The organism is Cryobacterium sp. Y11, from assembly GCF_002929535.1.
In the GTDB taxonomy this organism is placed as follows: Bacteria; Actinomycetota; Actinomycetes; order Actinomycetales; family Microbacteriaceae; genus Cryobacterium.
On the sequence record NZ_PJJO01000054.1, the window covers coordinates 40,716 to 65,667 of the forward strand.

Here is a 24,952-nt window from a genome sequence, read left to right on the forward strand (position 1 = left end):
CGCTGGAAACTCTGCAGAAACTAGCTTTTCTCGGGAACGCGGGGCAACTGAACGGTTCCGGTGCGCACACTTTCGACCGTGGTGTCGAATTCGCGGGTAATTCCCACATTTCTCTTGAAAGTGAACAGGCTGACGACGACCGCAGTAATCAGAGCCAGCGCGAAACCAGGAACGATTTCGTACATGGCGCCGGTGAGCGCAGGAACGTTGCCCCAGATTATTACGGTGACTGCCCCGACGACCATTCCGGCGATCGCTCCTATGCTGGTGAGTTTGCGCCAGAAGAGCGACAGAATAACGATCGGTCCGAATGCTGCACCGAAGCCAGCCCAGGCGTAGGCAACGAGGCTGAGAATCGACGAGTTGGGGTCCCACGCGAGGATGATCGCGATGATCGAAACGATCAAAACACCCATGCGGCCGAGGACTACCTGAGCCTTAGGCGTTGCTTCTTTCTTGGCGACGATCTTGAAGAGGTCTTCGACGAGCGCCGATGACGACACAATCAGCTGTGAGGAGATCGTGCTCATGACTGCGGCGAGCACTGCCGCTAGTACGAGTCCGGCGATCAGCGGGTGGAAGAAGATCTGTGCAAGTTCAAGGAACACACGCTCAGGGTTCTCCAGTGAGAGCTCGGGGTGTTGCTGGAAGTAAGCAACACCAATGAGGGCGGATGCCATGGCCCCGAGCACGGAGATGAGCATCCAGCTAATTCCGATACGACGACCGGCTACGGCATCTCCTGGCGAACGAAGTGCCATGAAGCGGACCAGGATGTGGGGCTGGCCGAAGTAGCCCAGTCCCCATGCTGCTGCGGAAATTGCGGCGAGCGCTGTTCCTCCGGTGAAGAGGCTGAGCATGTCGATTTCGGTGTTTGCTGCACGAATCGATTCGATCGTGTTGGCAACGCCACCGGTCTGGGTGATTCCAACGATCGGTACGGCGATAAGGGCGAGGAAGATCATGATGCCCTGTACAACGTCGGTGTAGGTTGCGCCGATGAATCCACCGAACAGGGTGTAGAGAACGGTCACCCCTCCAACAACGAGCATTCCGATCCAGTATTCGGAGCCGAATGCGCTCTGGAAGAAGACACCACCGGCGACCATTCCGGAGGATACGTAGAAGGTGAAGAACACGAGGATGATGATGCCGGCTGTGATGCGCAGGATGCGGGACTTGTCACGGAGACGGTTCTCAAAGAAGCTCGGCAGTGTGATCGAGTTTTTTGACACTTCGGTGTAGGCACGCAGGCGGGGTGCAACAAACTTCCAGTTCAGCCAGGCACCAATGGTCAAGCCAATGGCAATCCAGCCTTGGAAGAGGCCACCGAGGTAGAACGCTCCGGGGAGTCCGAGGAGCAGCCACCCCGACATGTCGGATGCTCCAGCGCTGAGCGCTGCAACTCCGGGGCTGAGCTTTCGGCCTGCGAGCATGTAGTCGTCAAGGTTGGTTGTACGCTTGTACGCCCACCAACCGATACCGAGCATTGCAGCCAAATAAATGACCATCGCGATAATTTGAAAGAACTGATCGTTCACTGTGTCGCCTTTCTCATACACATCCTTGGGCTCAGCCTGACCACTCTGACAGACATAAGGATGAGGAGCAATTTCACTGCGAGCGCATAAACCATTACTTCTTGCAAGGTTGCGGCATACTTCTGAAGCTTGTGCACGATCTTTGCACTGCGGTAGGTAAGTTCACAGCTTAACGGGGTCTGAGTAGTAATGGAACTTCAACGTCCGCTCAGGGTGCGGTCGTTCAGTCTTAGCTATTCGGATCACGCACCGGTCAGAGTTGATTGGGCGGCAGCTTGGGCATACTGAATTGGTATCGACCGAGGAAGTAGGCGCGGCCGAGGCGGGGGTCGACTTGCACGATCCAGCCCAGCTTCACTTGCTGCTTCTCGGTGGGGTTTTCGGGGTTCTTCCAGAGCGCATAACGGGAGTTCTTGATGCCGGCAGCACGAGCGCTGGGGCGTGCCGGGGCATCCTTGGCGTGCCGGCCACGGGGCCGTATGGCTTCGTTGGTGCGGGCCGCTTTCCGGGCGTCGTTGCGCGGCTATGACCAAATGAAGATTCTGCAACGATTAAAATTACGGCTCACCACCACCAACGGTCCACTCTGCGAACGGAAACTTCTGACGCGCACTCTCAACCATGTTCGTGGACACGTCGACGGCCGGGTAGTCGTGCTCCTGACCGAGAACATCAATAAGACCCTCAAGCACAATGCCGGTGCCCGCGTCGACAATCCTCAATCGGTCTCGAACGGGCGACCGAGATTTGATCATCTGAAATAGATCGGACGTGCAGCGCGGCCGGTTCCGGTCATAGTCGTCGGCGAGTCCGTCAAATTTCTGCTTGCGGTTCATGTTCTCTGTCATTGTCCGACAACCGGTGCTAACTGGTTGGATATGACCCACGGAAGAATCAGGAGAGCCGGAAAAACCGGCAGATGATACGCTCCTGAACTGTGAAGTCGATCACTTGATTACTCAGCCGCATATTTGAGAGGCGTTATCTCTGATGAATTGGAATGACATCGAATCATTTCTGGGCGACGTCAGCGGCGTTGTCTGGGGGCCCTTCTTACTGATCCCGCTGCTGCTTGGCACCGGCCTGTACCTGACCATCCGGCTGGGCGGGCTGCAGTTCCTCAAGCTCGGTGCCGCCCTCCGGCTCGGCCTGCTTAAGCGCAAGGATGTCGGCGCCGAGGGCGACATCTCGCAATTTCAGGCGCTGACCACCGCCTTGGCGGCGACCGTTGGCACCGGCAACATCGTCGGCGTGGCGACGGCCATCGGCATTGGCGGCCCCGGCGCACTGTTCTGGATGTGGGTCACCGGCCTGCTCGGCATGGCCTCGAAGTACTCGGAGGCGTTCCTGGGCGTCCGTTTCCGCGGGACGGACTCCGCCGGCGAGAAATCCGGCGGACCGCAGTATTATCTGGAACGTGGCATCCGGGGCTCGCTGGGCAAAGTGCTGGGACTCTCGTTCGCGATCTTTGCTGTCATCGCGTGCTTCGGCATCGGCAACATGACCCAGGGCAACGCGATCTCCTCCAACGTTGAGAACAGCTGGAACGTGCCCGTTTGGGTCACCGGCTTGGTGCTGACTCTCCTATCTATGGTGGTGTTGGTCGGCGGTATTAAGTCGATTGGCCGAGTCACCGCCAGGCTGGTCCCGGTGATGATCATCTTCTATGTTGCCGGTGCCATCTACATCCTGCTGGCCAACGTCACCCAGATTCCGGCGGCCTTCGGCCAGATATTCTCCGAGGCCTTCACTGGAACCTCCGCGATCGGTGGATTCGCCGGATCGGCGATCATCATCGCCGTGCAGTTCGGTGTTGCCCGCGGCATCTTCTCCAACGAGTCCGGCATGGGATCGGCGGCCATCGCCGCGGCAGCCGCGCAGACCACCCACCCGGTCCGCCAGGGCCTGGTCTCCATGACGCAAACATTCATCGACACGATCATCGTGGTGAGCTGCACGGGTCTGGTCATCGTCACGACGGGCGTCTGGAACCAGATCAACCCGGACACGGGGGAACAGATCTCCGCGGCGCTGATGACGGGGGAAGCCTTCACCACTGGGCTGCCCGGGGAGTGGGGCCACTGGATCGTGACCATCGGGTTGGTGCTCTTCGCCTTCTCGACCATCCTGAGCTGGTCGTATTATGGCGAGCGGAACATTGAGCGCCTGCTCGGACGCCGGGCCGTCATGCCTTTCCGCGTGTTGTTCTCCCTGGTCGTGTTCGTGGGCTGCACCGTCCAGCTCGGTGTTGTCTGGGCGTTCTCCGACGTCATGAACGGGCTGATGGCGCTGCCGAACCTGATAGGCCTGCTGTTGCTCTCGGGTCTAATCGTCCGCGAGACTCGACACTACCTCAAACACGATCCGAAGCTGGAAGCAAGCAAGGAGGAGATCGAGGTCTTCATGAAGGACCAACAGGGGTGGGAACAGTGGAAGTCGGGCGACGTCATCGGCTCCACGCATAGCTACGGCAGCACAAAGCCCGCCGGGAGGGTCATCGACTGATCCGATGGGCCTTTCTGCGCTTAGATTGGATTCTCGACCTCTACGATGCTTGTGAAATATCTTTCATCTGCCCATTCTTTGGCTCTCCTGACTATCCCGTGGGTTAAATCCGGCCAGGGAGTACCGGTTTGTGGCCACCAAGGCTGAGCATGGCGAGGGCGATCACTGCGTCGAGTGATGTGAAGCCGAACGCGATCCGGGTCATGAGACGGATCTTCGTCTTCATGGTTATCTGGATGCGTGCGTTTAGGGGCGTGTGTTTGAGGGCGGTTCTGGTCGGTGACATGTCGCTGACGGGGTCGCGTGTTTTGTCAACTTGAAGCCTGCTGCTTCTCGGTCAGGTTTTCTGAGTTCTTGCAGAGGGCGTATCGGCAGTTCTTGATGCCGGCAGATCGAGCACTATCCGGGAAGCCCGTGGGCCATTCGCCTTTATTGATCACTGAGGTGTCCCTATCGCTTTCAGGAACCGCGAGTGTATACAGCGTGGGATCCCAAGTGCGGCCTTCGGACGAGTTCATGATCGTCACGGACAACGACGCGTTCGCGTCTGAGTCGCTTCCCTACAGCGCGACGGGTGCTTCGACGGTGATCGTCACGGAAATGTTGCCCTTCGTATAGCGGACCTCCATCGGCGCCGCGTTGCCAAAGCCGCCGCCGTCTTCGCACCAGAAGGGCATGTCGATCGTGTCCCCGGAGGCCTCAGCGCTCGGTGCTTGCGATGGTGACTCTTCGCTCTCCTCCGGCTACGAGTGATAGTTCAAGACGACTTTCACGTCGCGCTGCAAGACTTCGCCCTTGTCAAACGACGTCACACCATCAAACTCGACGTCCTAAACGGTCTCAGGTTTGTTCAGCCATCCGGTGACTAGATCACCCAGCGCATTCGTCTCGATGGCGGTGAAACCTGCTGCAACGAGGGTGTCGACCACGCCGGGGCAACGCGCAATCTTTCCCCTCCTCGCCCAGGGCGTCAGCTTTCACAAACCCGGCATGATTAAGGGCGAGGGCGTCCGATTGGTTAACTCGATTCGCGCCGCCGGCTTTCCCATCCTGCATTTCATGGCCGACCGCGCATACCTGCCCCGCAGCACAGCCGACACTCTGCAGGCCACTCTGGCCGAAATTGGTGCCAAGCCGGTCTTCGACTACGACAAAGACGAGCAAGGCCAGACAACCTTCTACGAGGACCTCATCCAAGTCGGCGGCCAGTGGTACGTGAACTACATGCCTCAGGACCTGATTCACGCCCTCGACCTGTACCGAAAGGACCGGAAGACAGCCGCCAACGGCGTGCACGTCGACGAAGAGACACCCGAAGACGACGCCATCCTCTCCAGCGACTCAACCCCCGTACGTCAGGCCAAAGAACTGCGAGACCAGCGAATCGCCGAGCGTGAAAAGTACCGCGCCAAGCCCAAGGGCAAGCGACGGCCCGATGGCTCTCGCCAGTACCTATACCCCGACCCTAAGAACTACGACGGTTTGGCCTTCAACCACAAGACCGGCGAACTCATCGAGCCCATCCGTAAAAAGACGGTCGTGATACCCGCCGGGAAAGACCCCGCCAAGGACAAGGCCCTCAAGTACGGGCAGACCTACCCCCACAAAAGTCCAGTGTGGAAGGGCTACTACGCCCTGCGCAACACCGTCGAATCCCAGAACGCGTTCATCAAGGACTCCGCGACCGAAGACATCGACTCCCCCATGAAACGGCGTGCACGCGGCAACACGTTCGCGTCGCTGGCCGTGACACTCGCACTGGTCTCGGCCAACATCCGAAAGATTCTGACGTTCATTCAGAGCGAGCTCGCCCGAGTGCCCCTCACCACAAAGAACAAATCCTTCGCGAGCACGTACTATTCGAGCACTGAAATCACTTCGGCGACGGCACCCACCGACACGGCGCCGTCACCACCACCACCGAGCTAAGCCGCCCGGTCGTCACCAATTCCGTTACCTGCAGTACAAGTCGCTTCGCCCTGCCAAAAACAGGGCGAAGTCGTGTTTAACCGCCGACCACGCCCGGATCACGGCGTTTCTTGGGGCTGGCACTCTCGGAATCGGCGCTTTAATGCAAAAAACCGGCGATCGCATCGCCGGTTTTTTGTTGCCGCAAGAATTTCATGAACTAATCGCTGGAATTACGTGAATTCCTCGCTGCGGAGACGGAGGGATTTGAACCCTCGGTACCCTTGCGGGTACTCCACCTTAGCAGGGTGGTGCACTAAGCCGAACTATGCGACGTCTCCTTGGAGTCTGCTTGCGCAAACACACTCGTCCATCTTAGCCGTACTGCGGGCATCCACTTTGACCATGAAAATCACGGCCCGAAAAATGGATGCCAGCGTCCGGCTACTGGTTCTTGAGCAAGCGACCGGCCGTGCAGGTGTAGTCTCCAGCCGTCTGACCGGTCACCGACTCCGACAAGACAACACCGGGAGCCTCCGTGGCCACCGGCGCCTCGGTCGCCGCCGGATCGGCAGCTGCGGAAGGATCAGTGGTCGCAGCCGGAACGGGGGCCGCTTCAACGGGCGCATTCGGGTCGGCAACGGTGCCACGGCCGGTGGTTCCACTCAGGGTCAGCGGCTCATCGGCAGCGACAGCCTCGAATAGATCATCGAAATCTGGTTGGCTGGCCTTCACCCCGCCCGCCGAGTTGCCGGTGGGCACCTGGGCAAAGACGACCTGGTTGAGATCGATGTCTTTGAGCGCGATGGCGATGGACGCGAGGGTAGTCACGCTGTTGAGGCTGTCGGACAGACGCATGTTGGACGTGACCGCCTTGGCCAGACCGTACACCTTGGCCGGGTCGGAGAGCGTGTCAGCGCTTTGGATGGTGCGCACGAGCGACGACAGGAACAGCTGCTGGTTGTTGATGCGGGTCAGGTCACTGCCATCGCCGAGACCGTGGCGGGTGCGCAGAAATTGCAATGCCGCATAGCCCTCGAGCACATGCTCGCCCGCGTCGAGCATTGTTCCGGTGTATTCGTCTTCGATCCGGGTGGCTACACAGACCGGAACGCCGCCGACGGCGGAGGACATGGCCATGACGCCACTGAACTGCGCCTCGGCCGCAAACGGAATGGACAGGCCGGTGAGTTTTTCTACGGTCAGCACCGTGCAGGCGAGGCCGCCATAGGTGAGCGTGGTGTTGATCTTCTGGCTGCTCATCGCGCTGAACGAGCCACCGTCGGGGTCGGGGCAGGAGGGAATGGGCACGTACAGGTCGCGGGGAAAGCTGATGACCGAGGCGTTGCTGTGGTCTTCAGAGATGTGCAGCAGCATCGTCACATCATTGAGATCGCCGGTCGAGTCCTGCGGGCCAAAGGCAGCATCCTGGCCGACACGACTGTCACTGCCGACGATGAGCATATTCACGCCGCCATCGATTGCACCGATCGATGGGACAGGGCCATTGCTCTCATTGGCGAGGTGCACGCTCGGTGGCGCGCTGCGGACAACGTCGTAGGTCGCGATGGCGGCCACGGAGACTCCACTGACCAGAACGACGGCCACACTGGCGGCGATGAATTTCGCAACGACGATCACGGCGTTCGACTTCTTCAGTCGACCATGACGGGCGACGGTTTTGAGGTTCTTGGAACCGGCATTGCGGGGGCGAAGCTGGTCGCTCACTCATGTCCTCTCGTCGTTTTGTTGGCCTGGGCGGCCCTGAGTCGCCGGGGCTTACGTTGCACTAGTTCTGCGGAGGGCGTGGGATTCGAACCCACGAGACATTTCTGCCCACCAGTTTTCAAGACTGGCTCCATCGGCCGCTCGGACAGCCCTCCCGGTTTGCCCACTTGCAGCGCAACATGCCACGCAGAAAGAATTGGGCGAACTGGCCCGATTCTAGCCGATGGCAGACTGCTCATGCTGACAGAGCAGGCTGACAGAGCCACCTGATAAACCGCTGGATGCGCGTCAGAGAGTGCGCAACACCGTGGCGAGGCCGTCGACAGCCACGTTGCCGGTGACTTCCGACCCGGCAGCGAGCACGTCGTCTGGCGATTCGGCCATGGCAACGCCGCGCCCAAATTCGGCAGCCCAGGCCAGCATATCGATGTCGTTGCGCCCGTCGCCGACGGCCATGACGCGTTCCCGCGGAACACCGAGCTCGAGCCGCACCCGCTCCATCGCGGTGGCCTTATTGACTCCGTCGGGGGCGATATCGATCCAGGCCGTCCACCCGATCGCATAGCTGACCCGGTTCAGCCCCATGCGCTCGACCACTCGAAGAAAATCCTCCATGTCGTGGTCTGGTGAGATGACGACAACGCGGGTCGCCGGGTACTTCAGCAACTCATCAAAGTCGACCCGCTCGCTGTCCATGCCGATCGTCGCGTCGGGAATCGGCTCGGTGTAGCGGTAGAAACCGTGCTCGTCTTCAACGGCAAACCGGGCAGCGGCAAGGTGCGCCCGAATCGAGGTGAGCACGTCGCGCGGATCAAAGGTCTCGACCCATTCGCGGCGATAGCCCAGCGGCGCCGAGGCGTCGCGGTGCATGGTGATGGCGCCGTTGGAGCAGACCACAAACCGCGGTGTGATGCCCAGTCGGTCGAGCACCGGCAGGGCGGCAGCGGCTGAGCGCCCGGTAGCGAGCATGACCTCGTGCCCGGCCGCAGCGAGGCGGGCAACCTCGTCGATGACGGACTGGCTGATCGAGCCGTCTTCGTGCATCGTGGTGCCGTCGATGTCGAGGGCAACGAGCCACGGCTGGGTGGTGACCGTCGATGTCACTTTGCGCCCTTCACTGCGAGCGGCGTCAACAGCTCAAGTCCGCCCAGGTACGGCCGGAGCGCCTCTGGTACTCGCACCGAACCATCCGCTTGCTGGTGGGTTTCGAGCATCGCGACGATCCAGCGCGTGGTCGCCAGCGTGCCGTTCAGGGTGGCGACCGGCGCGGTCTTGCCCGATTCGGTGCGATAACGGATGTCCAGCCGGCGCGCCTGGTAGGTGGTGCAGTTGCTCGTGCTGGTGAGCTCGCGGTAGGCGTTCTGGGTGGGAACCCAGGCCTCAATGTCGAACTTGCGGGCAGCACTCGACCCGAGGTCACCGGCGGCGACGTCGATCACCCGGTAGCTCAGGCCCAGCGACTGCAGCATGCCCTCCTGCAACGCAACGAGCCGATCGTGCTCGGCCTCGGCGTTTTCGGGCAGCACATAGGTGAACATTTCGAGCTTGTTGAACTGGTGCACGCGAATGATGCCGCGAGTGTCTTTTCCGCCAGAGCCAGCCTCGCGGCGGTAGCAGGTGCTCCAGCCGGCGTAACGCAGCGGCTCGTCGGAGAGATCGAGGATTTCGTCTTTGTGGTACCCGGCGAGCGCGACCTCGCTCGTGCCGGTGAGGTAGAGGTCGTCGGCCGGCAGGTAGTAGACCTCGTCGTTGTGTTCGCCGAGAAAGCCGGTTCCGTCCATGATCTCGGGGCGCACCAGGGTGGGGGTGATCAGCGGCACGAAGCCGGCTTCGAGCGCCCGGTCGAGTGCCATGTTCATCAGCGCGATCTCGAGGCGGGCGCCGATGCCCTTCAAAAAGTAGAACCGGGTGCCAGAGACCTTGGCGCCGCGGGCCATATCGATGGCGCCGAGCAGTTCGCCGATCTCGAGGTGATCGCGCGGCTCGAAGTCGAACACCGGGGCCTCGCCGTGCGTGCGCAGGGTGGCGAAGTTCGCCTCGTCTCCGGCTGGAACGCCGTCGATGATGGGGTTCGCGATGGTTTTGACGATCGCGGTGAAGCGGGCATCGGCGTCGCTGGCGATAACTCCGGCGGCCTTCACCTCGGCGGCGAGGCTTTGTGCTTCGGCGACGAGGGCCTTCTTTTCGGCGCCGGGGGCGGCCGCCACGCGCTTGCCGAACAGGTTCTGAGCTGCGCGCAGGTCTTCGAAGGCGGTGATCGTCGACCGTCGTTCGGCGTCGGCGGCGAGCGCGGCATCCACCGCCTCAACAGAGTCGCCACGGGCCCCCTGCGAACGCTTGAAGAGGTCAGGGTTTTCGCGTAACAGCACCGGATCAATCACCGAGCCAGTCTACAAGCGCACGCTGACGGGCAATCGCGGGGGCAACCCAGTAACCTAGGCCTCGTGAGCGCCTCCGAAAACCTCGCCCAGCACGCAGCCGTCGTGTACAACCCGGTGAAGGTCGACCTCGACAAGTTGCGGGCGAGCGTGACCGCTGCCGCGCGGGCAGCCGGTTGGGATGAAACGCAGTGGCTGGAGACGAGCGTTGACGATGTCGGTCAGGCAGCCACGAAGCAGGCGCTCGATGCCGGTGCCTCCATGGTGATCACGGCCGGCGGTGACGGCACGGTGCGGGCTGTAGCCGAAGCGCTGCGCGATTCCGGCGTGCGCATGGCCATCGTGCCATCGGGTACCGGCAACCTGCTCGCCCGCAACCTTGTGCTGCCGCTTGGCAACATAGACGCCGCGACCGCGATCGCATTTGGCGGCGTCGACCGAGCGATCGACCTCGGCGTGGCCAGCGTGACGACCGACGCTGGCGATGTCGAAGAACACGTTTTTCTGGTCATGGCCGGGCTGGGCCTCGACGCGCAAATGATCGCCAACACTCGCGATGATCTGAAGAAGCAGGTGGGCTGGCTGGCCTACGTCGACGGGGTGGCGCGGGCGCTGCCGAAAGCGCGGCCATTCCGCATCCGCTACAGCGTTGCTGGGCGCGTCGACCGGCCGGCGCAGGTGAGCGCTATTCTCGTGGCCAATTGCGGGCTACTGCCGGGCAACCTGCAGTTTTTGCCCGATGCTCTCCTCGACGACGGCATTCTCGACATTGCCGTGCTGCAGCCCAAGGGCGTGCTCGGCTGGCTGACCATCTGGCGGCGGGTGACCTGGGAGAATGGGGTGCTGCGACGCTCAGCGGTCGGCCGACGCATGATTGCGGCGACGGAATCGTCGAATGAGCGGGTGATGACGACCCTGCGCGGGCCCGATATTCGCATCGCGCTCGAACACGCGCAAGATTTTGAGCTCGACGGCGATGAATTCGGTCTGGTGCGCCAGGCGCGGCTGCACGCCGACGCCGGCGCGCTGATCGTGCGGGTGGCTGCCTAATCGCGGTGAGGGAGCGTGGCTCGGTCAGGCTGCGGACGCCCCGTCGATGTGCCTACTCAACGGGTTCCCCGTCGATGTGCCTACTCAACGGGTTCCCCGTCGATCAAACCGCGCAACCAATCACGTGCCTCGATGAAAATGCCATCGTCGTAGCGCGAGGTGAACTCGATCTGACGCTGATCGGCCCGCGGATACGAGCCGAGAAAGATCACCTTCGGGCTGAAACGGCGAAGGCCGAGCAGGGCGTCGGCGACACGCTCATCGAGAACATGGCCGTCGGCGTCGACTACGAAGCGGTAGCGGCCGAGGGAATCCCCGATCGGCCGGGACTGAATCAGGCTGAGGTTCACGCCGCGGGTGGCGAACTGTTCGAGCATATCGAGCAGGGCGCCGGAGCGGTCGCTTGGCAGCTCAATGATGAGGCTCGTCTTGTCCGCGCCGGTCGGCGTCGTGAGCTCGGCCGTGCGGGCGACCAGCACGAAGCGGGTGACGGCGTTGGGGTTGTCCCCGATATTCGAGGCGAGAACGACGAGGTCGTGGTGTTTGTCGATTCCGGGCGGGGCGATTGCGGCATCCGCTTGATTGGAATCTAAGAGGGCTGAGGCTGCGGCCACGTTGCTCGACGCGGGAATGTGGCCGTGGCTCGGCAGCATCTTCTCGAGCCAGCTGCGGCACTGGCCATAGGCGACCGGATGCGCGTTAACGACCTGCACGTCGGCCAGCGTCGTGCCAGGGCGCGCGACGAGCACAAAGTTCACCGGCACCAGGTATTCGCCGATGATGCGTAGGTTCGGCACGCTCGCGAGGGCATCTTGGGTGGCCGTGACGCCGCCGTCGACCGAGTTTTCGATGGCAATCATGGCCGCCAGGCTGCGACCCGAGACGACGTCGGCGAAGGCCTCGCCCACATTGTTGACCGGGCGCCAGATCTGGCCGCGCGCCTCCGGCACCTGGGCGAGCGCTGCTTCGGTAAAGGTGCCGGCCGGGCCGAGGTAGCTATAAGTGCGGGTCTGGGGCGGATTCGGCGCGTCGGGCATGCCTGACAGCCTACCGGGGGTGCCAGACTGTGCTCATGAGCCAACGAGCAGGAACCCCCGCCCAGGAATCCGATTTGATCGACGTTGATGGGCTGATCAAGGCCTATTACGGCCTGAAGCCGGATGTCGAGGTTTCGGCCCAGAGGGTCGTCTTCGGCACCTCCGGACATCGCGGCAGCTCGCTGAACACCGCGTTTAATGAGCATCACATCAGTGCAACGACGCAGGCGATCGTGGAGTACCGCGCCGGGCAAGGCATCACCGGCCCGCTGTTCATCGGCACCGACCCGCACGCCCTCAGCGGCCCGGCCTACACGACCGCCCTCGAGGTGCTGGTCGCCAACGGCGTGCGCGTGCTCGTGGACGAGTTCGACGACTACGTGCCCACCCCGTCGTTGTCGCACGCAATTTTGGCCTACAACCGCGCGGAACACGGCGACCTGGCCGACGGAATCGTCGTCACCCCGAGCCACAACCCGCCGATGGACGGCGGCTTCAAGTACAACCCGCCACACGGCGGGCCGGCCGACAGTGACGCCACCTCGTGGATCGCGAACCGGGCGAACGAGCTGATCGCTGGTGGCCTGGTCGGCGTACTGATGAGCGAGCCGAGCGCCGTTGAGACCTACGACTTTCGTGGCACCTACGTGAACGACCTGGAGAACATTATCGACATGCGGGCCATCCGCACCAGTGGAATTCGCATCGGGGCAGATCCGCTCGGCGGCGCGAGCGTCGGCTACTGGGGGGCCATCCGTGACCGCTACGAAATCGACCTGGTCGTAGTCAATCCAACGGTCGACCCGACTTGGCGATTCATGACCCTGGACTGGGACGAGAAGATCCGGATGGATCCGTCGAGTGCGTCGGTGATGGCATCCGTTGTCGCCCATAAAGATGAGTACGACATTCTCACCGGTAACGACGCCGACGCTGACCGGCACGGCATTGTCACTCCCGACGGCGGCCTGATGAACCCGAACCACTTTCTGGCCGTCGCCATCGACTACCTGTACAGCCACCGCGAAGGCTGGAGGCCCGACGCTGCGGTCGGTAAGACCCTCGTCTCGTCAACGATGATCGACCGGGTCACCGGCTTTCTCGGCCGCGACTTGTGGGAGGTGCCGGTCGGTTTCAAGTGGTTTGTGCCCGGACTCATCGACGGTTCCGTGGCGTTCGGCGGCGAGGAGAGCGCCGGAGCGAGCTTCGTGCGCTTCGACGGCACCGTCTGGACCACCGACAAGGACGGCATTCTGCTCGCCCTGCTAGCCGCGGAGATTCTCGCCGTCACCGGTAAGACTCCCTCGGAGCGCTACGCCGAGTTGGCCGAGCACTTCGGCGCTCCGTCGTATGCCCGAGTGGATGCCGCGGCAACGCCCGCGCAGAAGGCCGCCCTGGCGAAGCTCGACGGGTCGATGATCACGGCCACCGAGCTCGCCGGAGAGAAGATCACCGGAGCGTTCAGCGTTGCTCCGGGCAACGGAGCGGCGATCGGCGGCGTGAAGGTGACGACCGAAAACGCCTGGTTCGCTGCCCGGCCGAGCGGCACTGAAGACGTCTACAAGATCTACGCCGAGTCGTTCCTTGGCGATGAGCACCTGGCTCTGGTGCAGGCCGAAGCCAAGGCGATTGTGGACGCCGCGATCGCGTAAGGGCGATGGCTGGCTTGCCGAGGCCGCTCTCACCAGTTGATGGCGATCGCGGCGGGCTCGATCAACGCGACGGGCGGGTTATCGAGACCGACATCGGAACGACTGTGACGATCTCGAACAGTGAGGGCGCGACTACGGGACGCTCCAGTAGTACGCCGTTGCGCCCGGGTGGTCGACCGTGATCGCGGTATCGACCGAGCGGTAGTCGGAATCCAGGGTGTGCCCGGCGAACGAGATCGAGGTGGTGTCGCCGACCCGCTCGACCTTGGTGACAATCCCGGTGTGATCGCGGTCGCCGGTGTTGTCCCAGTCGAACTGCGCGATGTCGCCAACCTTGACCTGGTCACGTTGTTGATCGGTCAAGGCCACGGCCTTGCCCGTTGACGCGATGTAGTTCATCAGTGCCGTCGAGCTGCGCCAAGCCGCTGAGGAGTCATAGGCGTTACCGTTTTTCGCGCTCGACCAGGCATCGTCCATGGTCCAGCCGCGGGCAATCATGGCCTGGCTGGCGAAGTTCACGCAGTCGTTGATGCCGAGCACGCCCCACTCGGCCGAGTTGTAGTTCGGTTCATTCCAATGCGCGAGGACGTAATCTATTTGGGCCGACACCTCAGCGCTGAGGGCTGGTTCCCCGTAGACGGCAACTTCGGCGGCCGGGTCGGTGGGGGTGGCGCGAACCGGGTCATTCGTTGTGGCGGAAGTGGCGGCATCCGTCTGCACCGGTGTCTCGGCGGGCCCATTGAGAGCCTGCACGACCAGTGCTGTCGCGCCGACGACGAGCACGGCTCCGACAGCGGTGGTCAGGCCGAGTCGCTGCAACCGGGTCAACTGCACAATCTACTCACTTCGTTTGGTTATGCGCTCAAGGCGGCACTCAGATACAGCGCGACCGCCGCGAGGGCGACGACCACGCCGCCGATCAGGACGCCGATCAGGAACCGGCGTCGGGTGCGCCGCTGGTCGGCGTCCGTTGGTTCGTTGTTCTGCAGCATGATTCGAGCTTAGCTGCGAGGGCTTTCAGAGTCCTGAATGCCGCCCACCGACTCGCGGCACGTGTTTGAGAGGGTGGCACGGGTTTGAACACGTGCGCGCTTCTCAAACGAGTGCCGCGAGCGAGGCGAGCCTGCGCTGCCGCGCGACTGGCGGCATCCGCTTCGAATCAGCGCAGCTGCGGCACCACCTCGGCGGCCAGCCAGTCGAGGTGTTCGAGGTCGTAGAGGTCCATGATCTGCAGGTAGACGCACTCAACACCGGCGTCGGCGAGGGCTCCGAGCCGGTCGACGATTTCGGAGGCGGTACCGGCCAGGCCGTGCTCGCGCAGTTCGGCCGGAGCGCGGCCCACCGCGGCGGCCCGACGGGCAAACTCCGCCTCGTTCTGCCCGCCGACGGCGATCAGCGCGGCCGAGTAGGTCAGCTCGGCCGGGTCACGGTCGATGACCTCACAGGCTACCCGAACACCGTCGAACTTGGCCGCGATGTCGGAGAACTCGGGAAACGGCAGGTTGAACTCGGTCGCAAAGCGGGCAGCGAGCTTGGGCGTGCGCTTGGCGCCGCCACCACCGACGATCACGGGGACACGCGCCTGCACGGGCTTGGGCAGCGCGGGCGAATCGACCAGGGTGTAATGCTCGCCGGCAAAGTCGTAACGCTGCCCGACCGGCGTGTTCCACAGCCCGGTGATCACCTCGAGCTGCTCCTCCAGCAGGCCGAAACGCTTGGCCGGAAAGGGAATGCCGTAGGCGAGGTGTTCCTTGTCAAACCAGCCGGTGCCGAGTCCGAGCTCCACACGCCCGCCAGACATCTGGTCGACCTGCGCGACCTGAATGGCCAGGATGCCCGGAGGTCGGTAGGTCACCGATGAGACAAGGGTGCCCAAGCGGATGCGTGTCGTCTCGCGCGCCAACCCAGCCAGGGTGGTCCAGGCATCCGTTGGGCCGGGCAGGCCGTCGCCGTCGCCCATGACCTGGTAGTGGTCACTGCGAAAGAATGCGTCGAAGCCGAGTCGCTCGGCGGCCTGCGCGACGGCCAGAACGTCGTCGTAAGTTGCGCCCTGCTGGGGCTCGGTGAAAATACGAAATCTCATTGTGACGAGTTTTCCTTTGCTAAGCGGCTGACTGGGCCTCGCTGCACTCGTAAGGGAAGCGGGCACTCGTTGGAACAAGTGCCCGCTTCTCAAACGAGTGCCGCGAGCGATTGCGGGAACCCGTGAAAATGCGAAATCTCATTCGTTCTGCGCGGTTGGTGCAGCGTGCAGAAATTCGATGGCGGGCACCGACTCGAAGCGGGCGTGCATCACGGCGAGCGCCTCGGGGTTCTGATCAATCAGCACGAAGCGTCGACCGAGAGCGGCCGCGACCGCGCCGGTGGTGCCGCTGCCGGCAAAGAAGTCGAGCACCCAGTCGTTTTCGCGGCTCGACGCCTGAATGATGCGGCGCAGAATTCCGACCGGTTTCTGGGTGGGATAGCCCGTTTTCTCCTTGCCGGTGGGCGAGACGATGGTGTGCCACCAGACATCCGTTGGCAGTTTGCCCTTGGCCACCTTTTCGGGCGTGACCAAGCCGGGAGCCATATACGGCTCCCGGTCGACTGTGCTCGAGTCGAAGTAATACCGGGCCGGATTCTTCACGTAGACCAAAATGGTGTCGTGCTTGGTCGGCCATTTGTTCTTGGATTTTGCGCCGTAATCGTAGGCCCAGATGAGCTCGTTGAGAAAGCATTCCCGGCCGAACAGGGCGTCGAGCAGCACCTTGGCGTAGTGCGCTTCGCGGTAATCGAGGTGCAGGTACAGCGTGCCATCGTCGGCGAGCAGCCGCCAGGCCTCGATCAGGCGCGGCTCCAGAAAGGCCCAATAATCTTCAAACTGATCGTCGTAGCCGAGCAGGTCACCCTTGATGCGCTCGTAACGCTGGCCCTTGAACCCGGTGATCGTGCCGACCGCGTGCGATCCGTCGGTGGCGACCGAACGCACCGAGGTGGTGCTCTGGCGTTTCTGCGACCGACCGGTGTTGAACGGCGGGTCGAGATAGATCAGGGTGAAGCCGCCGTCCGGCAGGTTCGGCAACACCTCGAGGTTATTGGCGTGGATGACACGACTTGGGCTGTCTGGTGTCCACGGGTTTGGCATTTGTCCATTCTTTCAGCCCAGACTGCGTGTCATCGGCATAGTCTGGCGAGATGGCTGCAGAATCAACGATCATCCACTCCGAGAATCTTCCCGAGGTTGGGCTTCTGGAGGTGCGCCATGAACCGGGGCAGAGCCGCTACACGGTGTGGCTCGGCGACGACAGCGTTGGCCTGGCCGACTATGTCACGACGAAGACCGCGGTGCATTTCACCCATACCGAGGTCGATCCGGTCCGACGCGCCCGCGGTTTGGCAAGCATTTTGGTCGAGCAGGCGCTTGATGATGTGCGGGTGCGCAGCGACCTGCCCGTCGTTGCCGACTGCTCCTACGCGGCGCACTGGATCGACACGCACGCCGAATATCAAGACCTGTTGACGCGCGGACGGTAAACACCCTTCGAAAGCGGATGCCGGCGGCCGCTTACCGGGGCCTGCGGTAGCCGGCCGCGGCATCCGTTTTAGGGAACTCGCGTCAGCCAGGCTTCTGTGCTGAACTTGTTCGCCACGAGCTCGGTGGCCTTGGCGTATTCTTCGGCGGTGACGTCACCCGCGGTGGCGCCGTAGAGGCCGGTGAAGGTCTCTTTCATGCGGTCGATGATCGCGGCCCTGGTGAGGCCGCTCTGACTGCGCAGCGGATCAACGCGCTTGGCGGCGCTCGTGATTCCCTTGTCGCTGAGCTTCTCGCGGCCGATGCGCAGCACCTGCACCATCTTTTCGCCGTCCATGTCGTAGCTCATCGTGACGTGGTGCAGCACGGCGCCGCTGCCGAGACGCTTCTGGGCAGCCCCGCCAATCTTGCCGGTCGGGCTCGTGATGTCGTTGAGCGGCTGGTAGTGCGCGTCGATGCCAAGTGATTTGAGCGCGGTGATGACCCACTCGTCAAGATAGGCATAGGAGTCGACAAAGCTCATGCCCTGCACGAGGTCGGTCGGCGCGTAGATGGAATAGGTGATGACCGAGCCGGCCTCCATGAACATGGCGCCGCCGCCGCTGATGCGCCGCACCACGGTGAAGCCGTACTTCGCCGCGTTCTCCGGGTCGACCTCATTCTTGAGTGACTGAAAACTGCCGATGACGACGGCGGGCTCGTTCCACTCCCAGATGCGCAAGGTGGGTTGACGGCGTCCCTCGCCAACCTCGGTGGCGAGCACTTCATCGAGGGCCATCTGCAGAACGGGCGCGACGGGCGTCTGCGAGTGAATAATCTTCCAGTCGTAGTCCCGCCAGGTGCTGGCCTCGGCGAGGGAACGACGGATGGCCACCGCGACGGCCTCCGGCGAGAAGCCGAGCAGAATCGCGCCGCTTGGCAGTGCTCCACGCACGGCGGCGGCGATAGTGGCGGTCGAGCTGCCCGCGGGCAGGCCGTTCACCGCGGCGTTGATGTCTTCGAGGGCATCGTCTGGTTCGAGAAAAAAATCCCCGGCCAGACGAAAGTCGGCGATGACGTCGTTGACGACATCGAGATCGACGACGACCAGTTTGCCGCCCGGAACCTTATATTCACCATGCATGGCTTTAGCCTACGGCTTGAAGTGTTCGTCGAGCCAAACGACAAGGTCGCCGACGACCTCGTCGCGGTTGGTCTCGTTAAAGACCTCATGCCGCGCGCCCGGATACACGATCAGTCGCACGTCGCGCAGCCCAGACCTCCTGATATAAGAGTTGACTAGTTTGAGGGCGCTGCGTTCGCCACCAACCGTGTCGTCACTGCCGACCAGCACGAGCATCGGCAGGTCGCTGGGTAGGCTTTTAGCCGGACGGCCAAACAAGCGGGCGGCCTCGCGCAGGCCGAACAGCTTGGCGAGCGGCGTCGCCGTGGTCAGCGGGTCGGCTACGAATGCCGCGGCAACGGCCGGGTCACGGCTGAGCCATTCGACCCCGGTCGTACCCAGCGTGTGGTGCTTGCGATTGAGGTCGCCGCCGTCGAGATAGCCGGGCCAGCGGTAGGCACTGCCAGACAGCACGATCGCGTCATACTCGGTGGCGTACTCGTTCACGATCATTTGCGTCATGAATGATCCCCAGCTGTGTCCGAGCAGCACGAGGGGCAGTTTTTCATTCTGCGAACGGATGATTCCACTCAGCTGATGCACGCCGGCCACGGCCGCGCGCAACCCGCCGGCTCCAAGCCGGCCGAGCCTGGTGTGATCGCCCCCGTATTGGGCGAGCCCGGTCTGGCCGTGACCGAGGTGATCGTCGGCGTAGACGGAGTAGCCAGCCCGGTTCAAGTCGGCGGCGAGCGCCGCGTAACGCTGCGCGTGTTCGCCGACGCCGTGGGCGAGCTGAATCACAGCCTTGGGGGCGTCGATCGGCCAGACGTAGTAGGTGAAAACCAGGCCAGAGGCATCCGTATATGTGGGCACGAGGTTAGTCTGCCGTGTTTGCGAGCTGGCTCCGGTAAACAATGTACTTAGCAAGACTAATTTGCTATGCTAAAGATATATGGAATCACGCCTAGACCCGACGAGTTTGACCCACAGCGTCAGCACGGCAGAGCCGCACGCCGCGCACGATGTGAACGAAATCAGCCACGAATTTCGGCTGGCCAATGGCCGCCTCGCTCGCCGTCTGCGCCAGGAGAAGGCCGAGAATGAATTGGGCAGCGGCCAGTTCTCCGCCCTCGGCGTACTTCACCTGCACGGCCCGCTCACGCTCACCGAACTCAGCGAGTACGAGCGAGTCACCCCGCCATCGATGACTCGCACGGTGAAATGTCTGGTCGATGCCGGTCTCGTGACCCGCACCGATTCCACGCTCGATGGCCGCAAGATCGTGCTCAGCACAACGGATGCCGGCGCCGAGATGATGACCGAAACCCGCAAGCGTCGAGACGCCTGGCTGGTGCACCGCGTCGACCAACTCAGCCCCGCACAACACAAAGTGCTCGCCGACGCGACCATCATCATGAAGGAGCTCACCGACAGTTGAGTGCCATGTTTCGCTCCCTGAGCGTAGTCAATTACCGCATCTGGTTCGCCGGTGCCCTGGTGTCGAACATCGGCACCTGGATGCAGCGCACCGCCCAGGACTGGATTGTACTGACCGAGCTCACCGACTACGACGCCACGGCGGTCGGATTCACCATGGCCCTCCAGCTCGGGCCTCAGCTACTACTCATGCCCTGGTCTGGCCTCATCGCTGACCGATTCAACCGGCGCAAGTTGCTCATTCTCACCCAGACACTCATGGGATTGCTGGCGCTCGGCCTCGGCATTCTGACCGTTCTCGACGTGGCCCAGCTGTGGCATGTCTACCTGTTCGCCTTCGGCCTCGGCGTCGTCGCCGCCATCGACGCGCCAGCCCGCCAGGCCTTCGTGTCCGAACTCGTCGCCGAAGACCAGCTATCAAACGCCGTCGCGCTGAACTCGGCGTCATTCCATGGCGCACGTTTGATCGGTCCGGCCGTCGCCGGTCTGCTCACGGTTGCCGTCGGCGCCGGCTGGGTGTTCATGATCAACGCGGTCACCTTTGCAGCGACCGTGTTCGCAATGATGCTGCTGCGCACACACCAGCTGCGTCGGCAGCCAACAATATCCCGAGAACGCGGGCAGCTGTTAGCCGGCTTCCGCTACGTGCAAGGGAGGAGCGACATCATCGTCGTCATGATCGCGGTCTTTCTGATCGGAACCTTCGGCCTGAACTTCGCCATCTTCACCTCGACCATGGCCACGATTGAGTTCGGCCGGGGTGCTGCGGAGTTCGGCCTGCTCAGCTCGATCATGGCCATTGGCGCCGTCATCGGCGCGCTGCTCGCCGCTCGGCGCAGCCGCGCACGGCTGCGCCTGATCGTGCTCGGCGCCGGCCTGTTCGGCCTGGCCTGCGCGCTGTCGGCACTCATGCCAACATATGCCACTTTCGCCATATCTCTCACGCTGGTCGGATTGTCATCGCTCACCCTCATGACAACGGCGAACGCCTATGTGCAGACCACGACCCGGCCCGAGATGCGCGGCCGCGTGATGGCGCTCTACATGGCCATCTTCGTCGGCGGTACTCCCCTCGGAGCACCTCTCGTCGGCTGGGTAGCGGATGCCTTCGGCCCGCGCTGGGCGCTCGGCCTCGCCGCCATCTCGGGAATATTGGCCGCGGCCGTCGTGCTGTTTTGGATGGTGCGCTATCGCCGACTGCGGGTGCAGGTGCATCCGTTCTCGGCGCCGAGGGTGCGGGTAGTGCACGCCGGTGACGGTCGGGAGGCACCGCCGGCCCGGCCAAGTCGGCGCGGCGGGACCGCCGTGCTTGAGCGGGCGGAAGCGCCGGAAGAGCCCGACAGTGACGGCGATGGGGACCTTTCTCCGGACCTCGAGCGTGCCGCCGAACGCAACCGCGAGACCGCCACGCGCGAGATCGCGATCGTGGAGGCAACGGTGCCGCGGTGATCTGTCGTCGGTTTTGTCAGGATAGATTTTTGACCGCGGTCGGAAGCTCAGGTTAACGCCCGTTTACGCTTCGCCGCGCCGAAGCAGCCTACCCGTTGGTACCTGTCCATCGATCTGCACTCCGCGCAGAAAGGTTGTACGCACAACGCCAGAGAGCGTGCGCCCGGCATAGGGAGTAATGGGGTTTTTGTGATGCAGCTTCGTGACGTCGACCACGTAGCTGGCGTCGGGGGCGAAGACGGCGAAGTCGGCGTCACAGCCGAGGGCAAGCTGCCCCTTTCGAATCAACCGCGCCAAGGCAGCGGGGCGGCTCGACATCCACTGAATGACTTGCTCCAACCCGATGCCGCGCTTGCGCGCTTCGGTCCAGACCACGGAGAGTCCAAGCTGGAGAGAGGACACTCCGCCCCACGCTACGGCAAAGTCCCCGTTCTCCACGTCTTTCAGATCCACGGTACTGGGCGAGTGGTCGGAGACGATGCAGTCGATTGTGCCGTCGATGAGTCCCTGCCAGAGGAGCTCGCGGTTCGAGGCCTCGCGGATCGGCGGGCAGCACTTGAACGCGGTGGCGCCGTTAGGAATCTCCTCGGCGAGCAGGGTGAGGTAATGCGGGCAGGTCTCCACCGTGATCCGCACGCCGTCGCGTTTCGCTGTGGCGATCATGGGCAGGGCGTCTGAGGAGGAGAGGTGCAGAATGTGGGCTCGGGCCCCGGTGAAGCGAGCACGCTCAATGACCTCGGCGACGGCAATGTTCTCCGCACCTCGTGGACGGGAGGACAGGAATTTTTTGTACTGGTCGCCGGCGGCAGCTGGCGCGCGATCGATGGCACGGGAATCTTCGGCGTGCACGATCATCAGTGAATCGAAGGACTTGAGCTCGGCAAGATCCTCTTCCATTTCGTCTGCATCCAGGTGCGGAAATTCGTCGACTCCGGAGTGGAGCAGAAAGCACTTAAACCCGAAGACGCCTTCGTCATAGAGCGGGCGTAGGTCGTGTTTGTTGCCGGGGATGGCGCCGCCCCAGAACCCTACGTCGACGAAGATCTGGTCCGCGGCGACGGAGCGCTTCAACGCGAGGGCCTCGACATTCACGGTGGCGGGGATGCTGTTCAACGGCATGTCGATGATGGTGGTTACTCCGCCGGCGGCCGCGGCGCGGGTTGCCGACGTGAAGCCTTCCCATTCCGTACGCCCCGGTTCGTTCACATGCACGTGAGTGTCAACCAGCCCCGGAATCAGCGTCTCATCATCTTTCAGAACCATCAGCTTTTTGCCTGCCAGCCCGGCACCGAGTGGCTCAATGGCGACGATGACACCATCTCGCACTCCGACCTCGCAGGCGATGACGCCGGCGGTCGTCATGATGTTCCGGCCACGAAAAACAAGATCGAAGCGCTCGACGTGCCGTGAGACGGGTGATCCATCGGTCATAGTCGTACTCTTTCATGATTTCTCGGTCGCAGACCCGAAGCTCGCAAGATCACCGATGCGCTCCCGGGAAATTCAGGAAGGAGGTGAATGCAGGATCAGGTGAGCTTGATTTGGCGATTCACGTCTTTGTAGAGCAGATAACGAAAGTTGCCGGGGCCACCGGCGTAGCAGGCCTGCGGGCAGAAGGCGCGAAGTGACATGTAGTCGCCCTCCTGCACCTCGACCCAGTCCTGGTTGAGTCGATAGACGGCCTTGCCTTCGAGCACGTAGAGGCCGTGCTCCATCACGTGGGTCTCGGCGAACGGAATTGAAGCGCCGGGTTCGAAGGTGACGATGTTGACGTGCATGTCGTAGGCCATGTCATCCGTTGGCAACATGCGCGTGGTGCGCCATTTGTTATCTGTCCCCGGCATGGCGCCGGGCACGATGTCTTGTTCATTGCCGACGAGCGCCTGCGGGGTATGGCCGGGTAGCGGCTCGTACTTCTTGCGGATCCACTGAAACTTCGCCAGCTCAGCGCCCGTGTTCGCGACCGCCCACTGTGATCCGGGTGGCAGAAAAGCGAAGCCTCCGGGGGCGAGCTCATGCGTGACGCCCCCGAGCGTGAGGGTGAGCGCTCCCTGCAAGAGAAAAACGAACGACTCGACGCCTGCTTCGGGCTCCGGATCGGTCGAGCCGCCACCTGGAGCAACCTCGATCAGGTACTGGGCGAACGTCGTCGCTCCGCCGGCCACCGGGCGGTTGAGAATCCAGGTACGCGTGTTGGTCCAGTCGGGAAGTTCACTAACGACGATGTCACGCAGCACGCCGCGCGGGATGACGGTGTACGCCTCCGTGACCACGGCACGGCTGGTGAGCATGTCGGTCTGGGGTGGCAACACCGTCTCCGGCGCGTAATAGGTGTGAATGGTCACCGTGTGATCCTCAATTCTGTGCGGAAGGGCGGGCGAGGGCGGCGAGCTGCGCAGGCGTGATACCGGCTGATTCGATGACCTCGGCGTCGGCGACAGCGCCGCAGGCGACTGCGCGGTGTATGAATCCGGCGAGCGCGCGTGCCGTGGCCGGCTCGTCCATGACCCCGCTCTCGGTGTGGTGAACGTAGTTGCGCAGGCGTGCCGTGGCAGCCGGCAACCCCTCTCGGTAGAACGCATACGTCGCAATGTACCTGGTCACTAGTTGAGCCGGATGCAGGTCCCAGCCCTGGTAATACCCGCGCTCGAGTGAACGGCGCACGAGCCGAGCGTGCAAGCGCCACGCTGCGATGACAGCTTGCGGCTCGCCCACCGGGATGATGTTGGTCGAGCCGTCGGACAGCCGCACGCCGGTACCGGCAACGGCTACCTGCATGACCTGTTTGGCGAAGTCAGCGGCGGGGTGCTCCATCGATTGGTACTCTGCTGCGATGCCCAGCGAGGCGCTGTAGTCGTAGGTGCCGTAGTGCAGCGCGGAGACTCGTCCGTCGGCTTGGTGCAGCAACGTGGCCACCGGCACTGTGCCCTCAGCACTGAGAATCAACTGCGGCGTTTCCATCTGCACTTCAAAACGCAGGCGTCCCGCCGGCAAGCCGTGCACGACCTCGAGCCTCTGGCAGGCGTAGACCATCGCTTCGACCTGGGCAACCGTGGTGACCTTCGGAAGCGTCAGAACAAGACCAGCCGGCAGACCACCCGCTTCGACCAGGCCGGAGACGAACAGGTCGAGGGTGCGCAGGCCTCGTGCGCGAGTCGGCGCTTCAAAACACTTAAAACGGATGCCGATAAACGGCGGGAGCGCGCCCGCTCGGTCGGCCGCCGCCACCAGCCTGGCCGCCTGGCTGGCATCGCGATCTTCCGCGTCGTCCCCGCGGTCCCCATAGCCATCTTCAAAGTCCAGGCGCAGGTCTTCGATCGGTTCGTCCCTCAGTTTGGCTTCGACCTTCGGGGCGACCTGCGCGGCGAGCGCTTCGGTCAAACCGAGCAGTGAGCAGAGCGTGCCGATGCCGCCGGCGTCCTCAACGCTGTGGAGGGCAGCCTGCCCCCAGTCAGCGGGCAGGGCGAGGTGGTAACGGTCGCCGGGCACATAGACGGTGTGGACCGGCTGCCGACTCGCGGCGTCCCCCGGGTAAGAACGCCTGAGGAGCTCATCCGTCGGAGCGAGGAGGCGGTCTACCTCCGCCACCTCTTCTGGCCCGAGTGCCAGTGTCGATCGAGGGGGCAGTGTCGATCGAGGGGGCAGTGTCGATCG

The 24,952-nt window shown here is 62.9% G+C and carries 22 protein-coding genes, 2 tRNA genes and 1 pseudogene; 7 read left to right on the forward strand and 18 right to left on the reverse strand.

The annotated features are described in order from the left end of the window. Positions 1-20: 20 nt before the first annotated feature. The 3 genes and pseudogenes from putP to CXY75_RS07460 all read right to left on the reverse strand — a co-directional run bounded on the left by putP (position 21) and on the right by CXY75_RS07460 (position 2,377). Complete coding sequence (putP, locus tag CXY75_RS07450; protein ID WP_104082200.1) at positions 21-1,541, reverse strand: sodium/proline symporter PutP; 1,521 nt, start codon at positions 1,539-1,541, stop codon at positions 21-23. A 268-nt stretch (positions 1,542-1,809) separates the two neighbouring features. Next, positions 1,810-2,058 (reverse strand): annotated as a pseudogene (locus CXY75_RS07455) (transposase); the annotation flags it as partial. Positions 2,059-2,098: 40 nt separating this feature from the next. Then, positions 2,099-2,377, reverse strand: coding sequence for a hypothetical protein (locus CXY75_RS07460; RefSeq protein ID WP_104082201.1), 279 nt, complete (start codon positions 2,375-2,377; stop codon positions 2,099-2,101). Between the two features lie 154 nt (positions 2,378-2,531). On the opposite strand from CXY75_RS07460, the gene CXY75_RS07465 reads away from it, so the two are divergent. Both CXY75_RS07465 and CXY75_RS07475 read left to right on the forward strand, forming a co-directional pair. Beyond that, positions 2,532-4,046: a sodium:alanine symporter family protein gene (locus CXY75_RS07465; RefSeq protein ID WP_104082202.1), complete on the forward strand. Its 1,515-nt coding sequence runs from the start codon at positions 2,532-2,534 to the stop codon at positions 4,044-4,046. Positions 4,047-4,907: 861 nt separating this feature from the next. Then, on the forward strand, positions 4,908-5,975 hold the full coding sequence (locus CXY75_RS07475) for a hypothetical protein (protein ID WP_146069405.1): 1,068 nt from the start codon (positions 4,908-4,910) through the stop codon (positions 5,973-5,975). Between the two features lie 231 nt (positions 5,976-6,206). Here CXY75_RS07475 and CXY75_RS07480 read toward each other — a convergent pair. The 5 genes from CXY75_RS07480 to serS all read right to left on the reverse strand — a co-directional run bounded on the left by CXY75_RS07480 (position 6,207) and on the right by serS (position 10,063). Continuing rightward, positions 6,207-6,295: transfer RNA gene (locus CXY75_RS07480), tRNA-Ser, on the reverse strand. 103 nt (positions 6,296-6,398) lie between these two features. Beyond that, positions 6,399-7,682 carry an LCP family protein gene (locus tag CXY75_RS07485; RefSeq protein WP_104082205.1) on the reverse strand — a complete coding sequence of 428 codons (1,284 nt, stop codon included), beginning with the start codon at positions 7,680-7,682 and terminating at the stop codon, positions 6,399-6,401. Positions 7,683-7,752: 70 nt separating this feature from the next. Further along, positions 7,753-7,837: transfer RNA gene (locus CXY75_RS07490), tRNA-Ser, on the reverse strand. Between the two features lie 133 nt (positions 7,838-7,970). Then, the gene (locus CXY75_RS07495) at positions 7,971-8,786 is read right to left on the reverse strand and encodes an HAD family hydrolase (RefSeq protein WP_255411771.1); all 816 of its coding nucleotides are present in this window, start codon (positions 8,784-8,786) and stop codon (positions 7,971-7,973) included. Beyond that, positions 8,783-10,063 (reverse strand): serine--tRNA ligase, encoded by a 1,281-nt coding sequence (serS, locus tag CXY75_RS07500; RefSeq protein ID WP_104082206.1) that lies wholly within the window; start codon positions 10,061-10,063, stop codon positions 8,783-8,785. The genes CXY75_RS07495 and serS overlap by 4 nt, the downstream gene beginning before the upstream one ends. A 63-nt stretch (positions 10,064-10,126) precedes the next feature. Here serS and CXY75_RS07505 point away from each other — a divergent pair, with 63 nt between their 5' ends. Further along, positions 10,127-11,110 (forward strand): diacylglycerol kinase family protein, encoded by a 984-nt coding sequence (locus tag CXY75_RS07505; RefSeq protein WP_158251154.1) that lies wholly within the window; start codon positions 10,127-10,129, stop codon positions 11,108-11,110. An 80-nt stretch (positions 11,111-11,190) separates the two neighbouring features. Here CXY75_RS07505 and pheA read toward each other — a convergent pair whose 3' ends face one another. Further along, positions 11,191-12,147 carry a prephenate dehydratase gene (pheA, locus tag CXY75_RS07510; RefSeq protein WP_104082208.1) on the reverse strand — a complete coding sequence of 319 codons (957 nt, stop codon included), beginning with the start codon at positions 12,145-12,147 and terminating at the stop codon, positions 11,191-11,193. Positions 12,148-12,182: 35 nt separating this feature from the next. On the opposite strand from pheA, the gene pgm reads away from it, so the two are divergent. After that, the gene (gene pgm / locus CXY75_RS07515; RefSeq protein WP_104082209.1) at positions 12,183-13,799 is read left to right on the forward strand and encodes a phosphoglucomutase (alpha-D-glucose-1,6-bisphosphate-dependent); all 1,617 of its coding nucleotides are present in this window, start codon (positions 12,183-12,185) and stop codon (positions 13,797-13,799) included. Positions 13,800-13,931: 132 nt separating this feature from the next. Here pgm and CXY75_RS07520 read toward each other — a convergent pair whose 3' ends face one another. From CXY75_RS07520 to CXY75_RS07530, 4 genes are all read right to left on the reverse strand, one after another. Further along, on the reverse strand, positions 13,932-14,627 hold the full coding sequence (locus CXY75_RS07520; protein ID WP_158251155.1) for an amidase domain-containing protein: 696 nt from the start codon (positions 14,625-14,627) through the stop codon (positions 13,932-13,934). Positions 14,628-14,653: 26 nt separating this feature from the next. Beyond that, positions 14,654-14,791 (reverse strand): hypothetical protein, encoded by a 138-nt coding sequence (locus CXY75_RS19795; RefSeq protein WP_158251156.1) that lies wholly within the window; start codon positions 14,789-14,791, stop codon positions 14,654-14,656. Between the two features lie 167 nt (positions 14,792-14,958). After that, on the reverse strand, positions 14,959-15,882 hold the full coding sequence (locus CXY75_RS07525; protein WP_104082211.1) for an LLM class F420-dependent oxidoreductase: 924 nt from the start codon (positions 15,880-15,882) through the stop codon (positions 14,959-14,961). A 138-nt stretch (positions 15,883-16,020) separates the two neighbouring features. Further along, a complete protein-coding gene (locus tag CXY75_RS07530) occupies positions 16,021-16,923 on the reverse strand; it encodes a site-specific DNA-methyltransferase (protein WP_104082212.1) in 903 nt (300 codons plus the stop codon). Positions 16,924-16,973: 50 nt separating this feature from the next. Here CXY75_RS07530 and CXY75_RS07535 point away from each other — a divergent pair, with 50 nt between their 5' ends. Then, positions 16,974-17,312: a GNAT family N-acetyltransferase gene (locus tag CXY75_RS07535; RefSeq protein WP_104082213.1), complete on the forward strand. Its 339-nt coding sequence runs from the start codon at positions 16,974-16,976 to the stop codon at positions 17,310-17,312. 68 nt (positions 17,313-17,380) lie between these two features. Here the strand turns inward: CXY75_RS07535 and CXY75_RS07540 are convergent, their stop codons facing one another. After that, the gene (locus CXY75_RS07540; RefSeq protein ID WP_104082214.1) at positions 17,381-18,433 is read right to left on the reverse strand and encodes a biotin/lipoate A/B protein ligase family protein; all 1,053 of its coding nucleotides are present in this window, start codon (positions 18,431-18,433) and stop codon (positions 17,381-17,383) included. 9 nt (positions 18,434-18,442) lie between these two features. Further along, positions 18,443-19,285: an alpha/beta fold hydrolase gene (locus CXY75_RS07545; RefSeq protein WP_104082215.1), complete on the reverse strand. Its 843-nt coding sequence runs from the start codon at positions 19,283-19,285 to the stop codon at positions 18,443-18,445. Positions 19,286-19,364: 79 nt separating this feature from the next. Between CXY75_RS07545 and CXY75_RS07550 the strand changes: the two genes are divergently transcribed. Together CXY75_RS07550 and CXY75_RS07555 are read left to right on the forward strand one after the other, a co-directional pair. Then, entirely contained in the window at positions 19,365-19,850 is a 486-nt protein-coding gene (locus CXY75_RS07550) for a MarR family winged helix-turn-helix transcriptional regulator (RefSeq protein WP_104082216.1), read from the forward strand. Positions 19,851-19,855: 5 nt separating this feature from the next. Then, the gene (locus tag CXY75_RS07555; protein ID WP_104082217.1) at positions 19,856-21,298 is read left to right on the forward strand and encodes an MFS transporter; all 1,443 of its coding nucleotides are present in this window, start codon (positions 19,856-19,858) and stop codon (positions 21,296-21,298) included. 63 nt (positions 21,299-21,361) lie between these two features. On the opposite strand, the gene allB is transcribed toward CXY75_RS07555, so the two are convergent. The 3 genes from allB to CXY75_RS07570 form a co-directional block, all read right to left on the reverse strand. Further along, on the reverse strand, positions 21,362-22,729 hold the full coding sequence (gene allB, locus CXY75_RS07560; RefSeq protein WP_104082218.1) for an allantoinase AllB: 1,368 nt from the start codon (positions 22,727-22,729) through the stop codon (positions 21,362-21,364). Positions 22,730-22,824: 95 nt separating this feature from the next. Then, a complete protein-coding gene (locus CXY75_RS07565) occupies positions 22,825-23,643 on the reverse strand; it encodes a bifunctional allantoicase/(S)-ureidoglycine aminohydrolase (protein WP_104082219.1) in 819 nt (272 codons plus the stop codon). Positions 23,644-23,653: 10 nt separating this feature from the next. Further along, a complete protein-coding gene (locus CXY75_RS07570; RefSeq protein WP_104082347.1) occupies positions 23,654-24,925 on the reverse strand; it encodes an aldolase/citrate lyase family protein in 1,272 nt (423 codons plus the stop codon). Positions 24,926-24,952 lie beyond the last annotated feature (27 nt).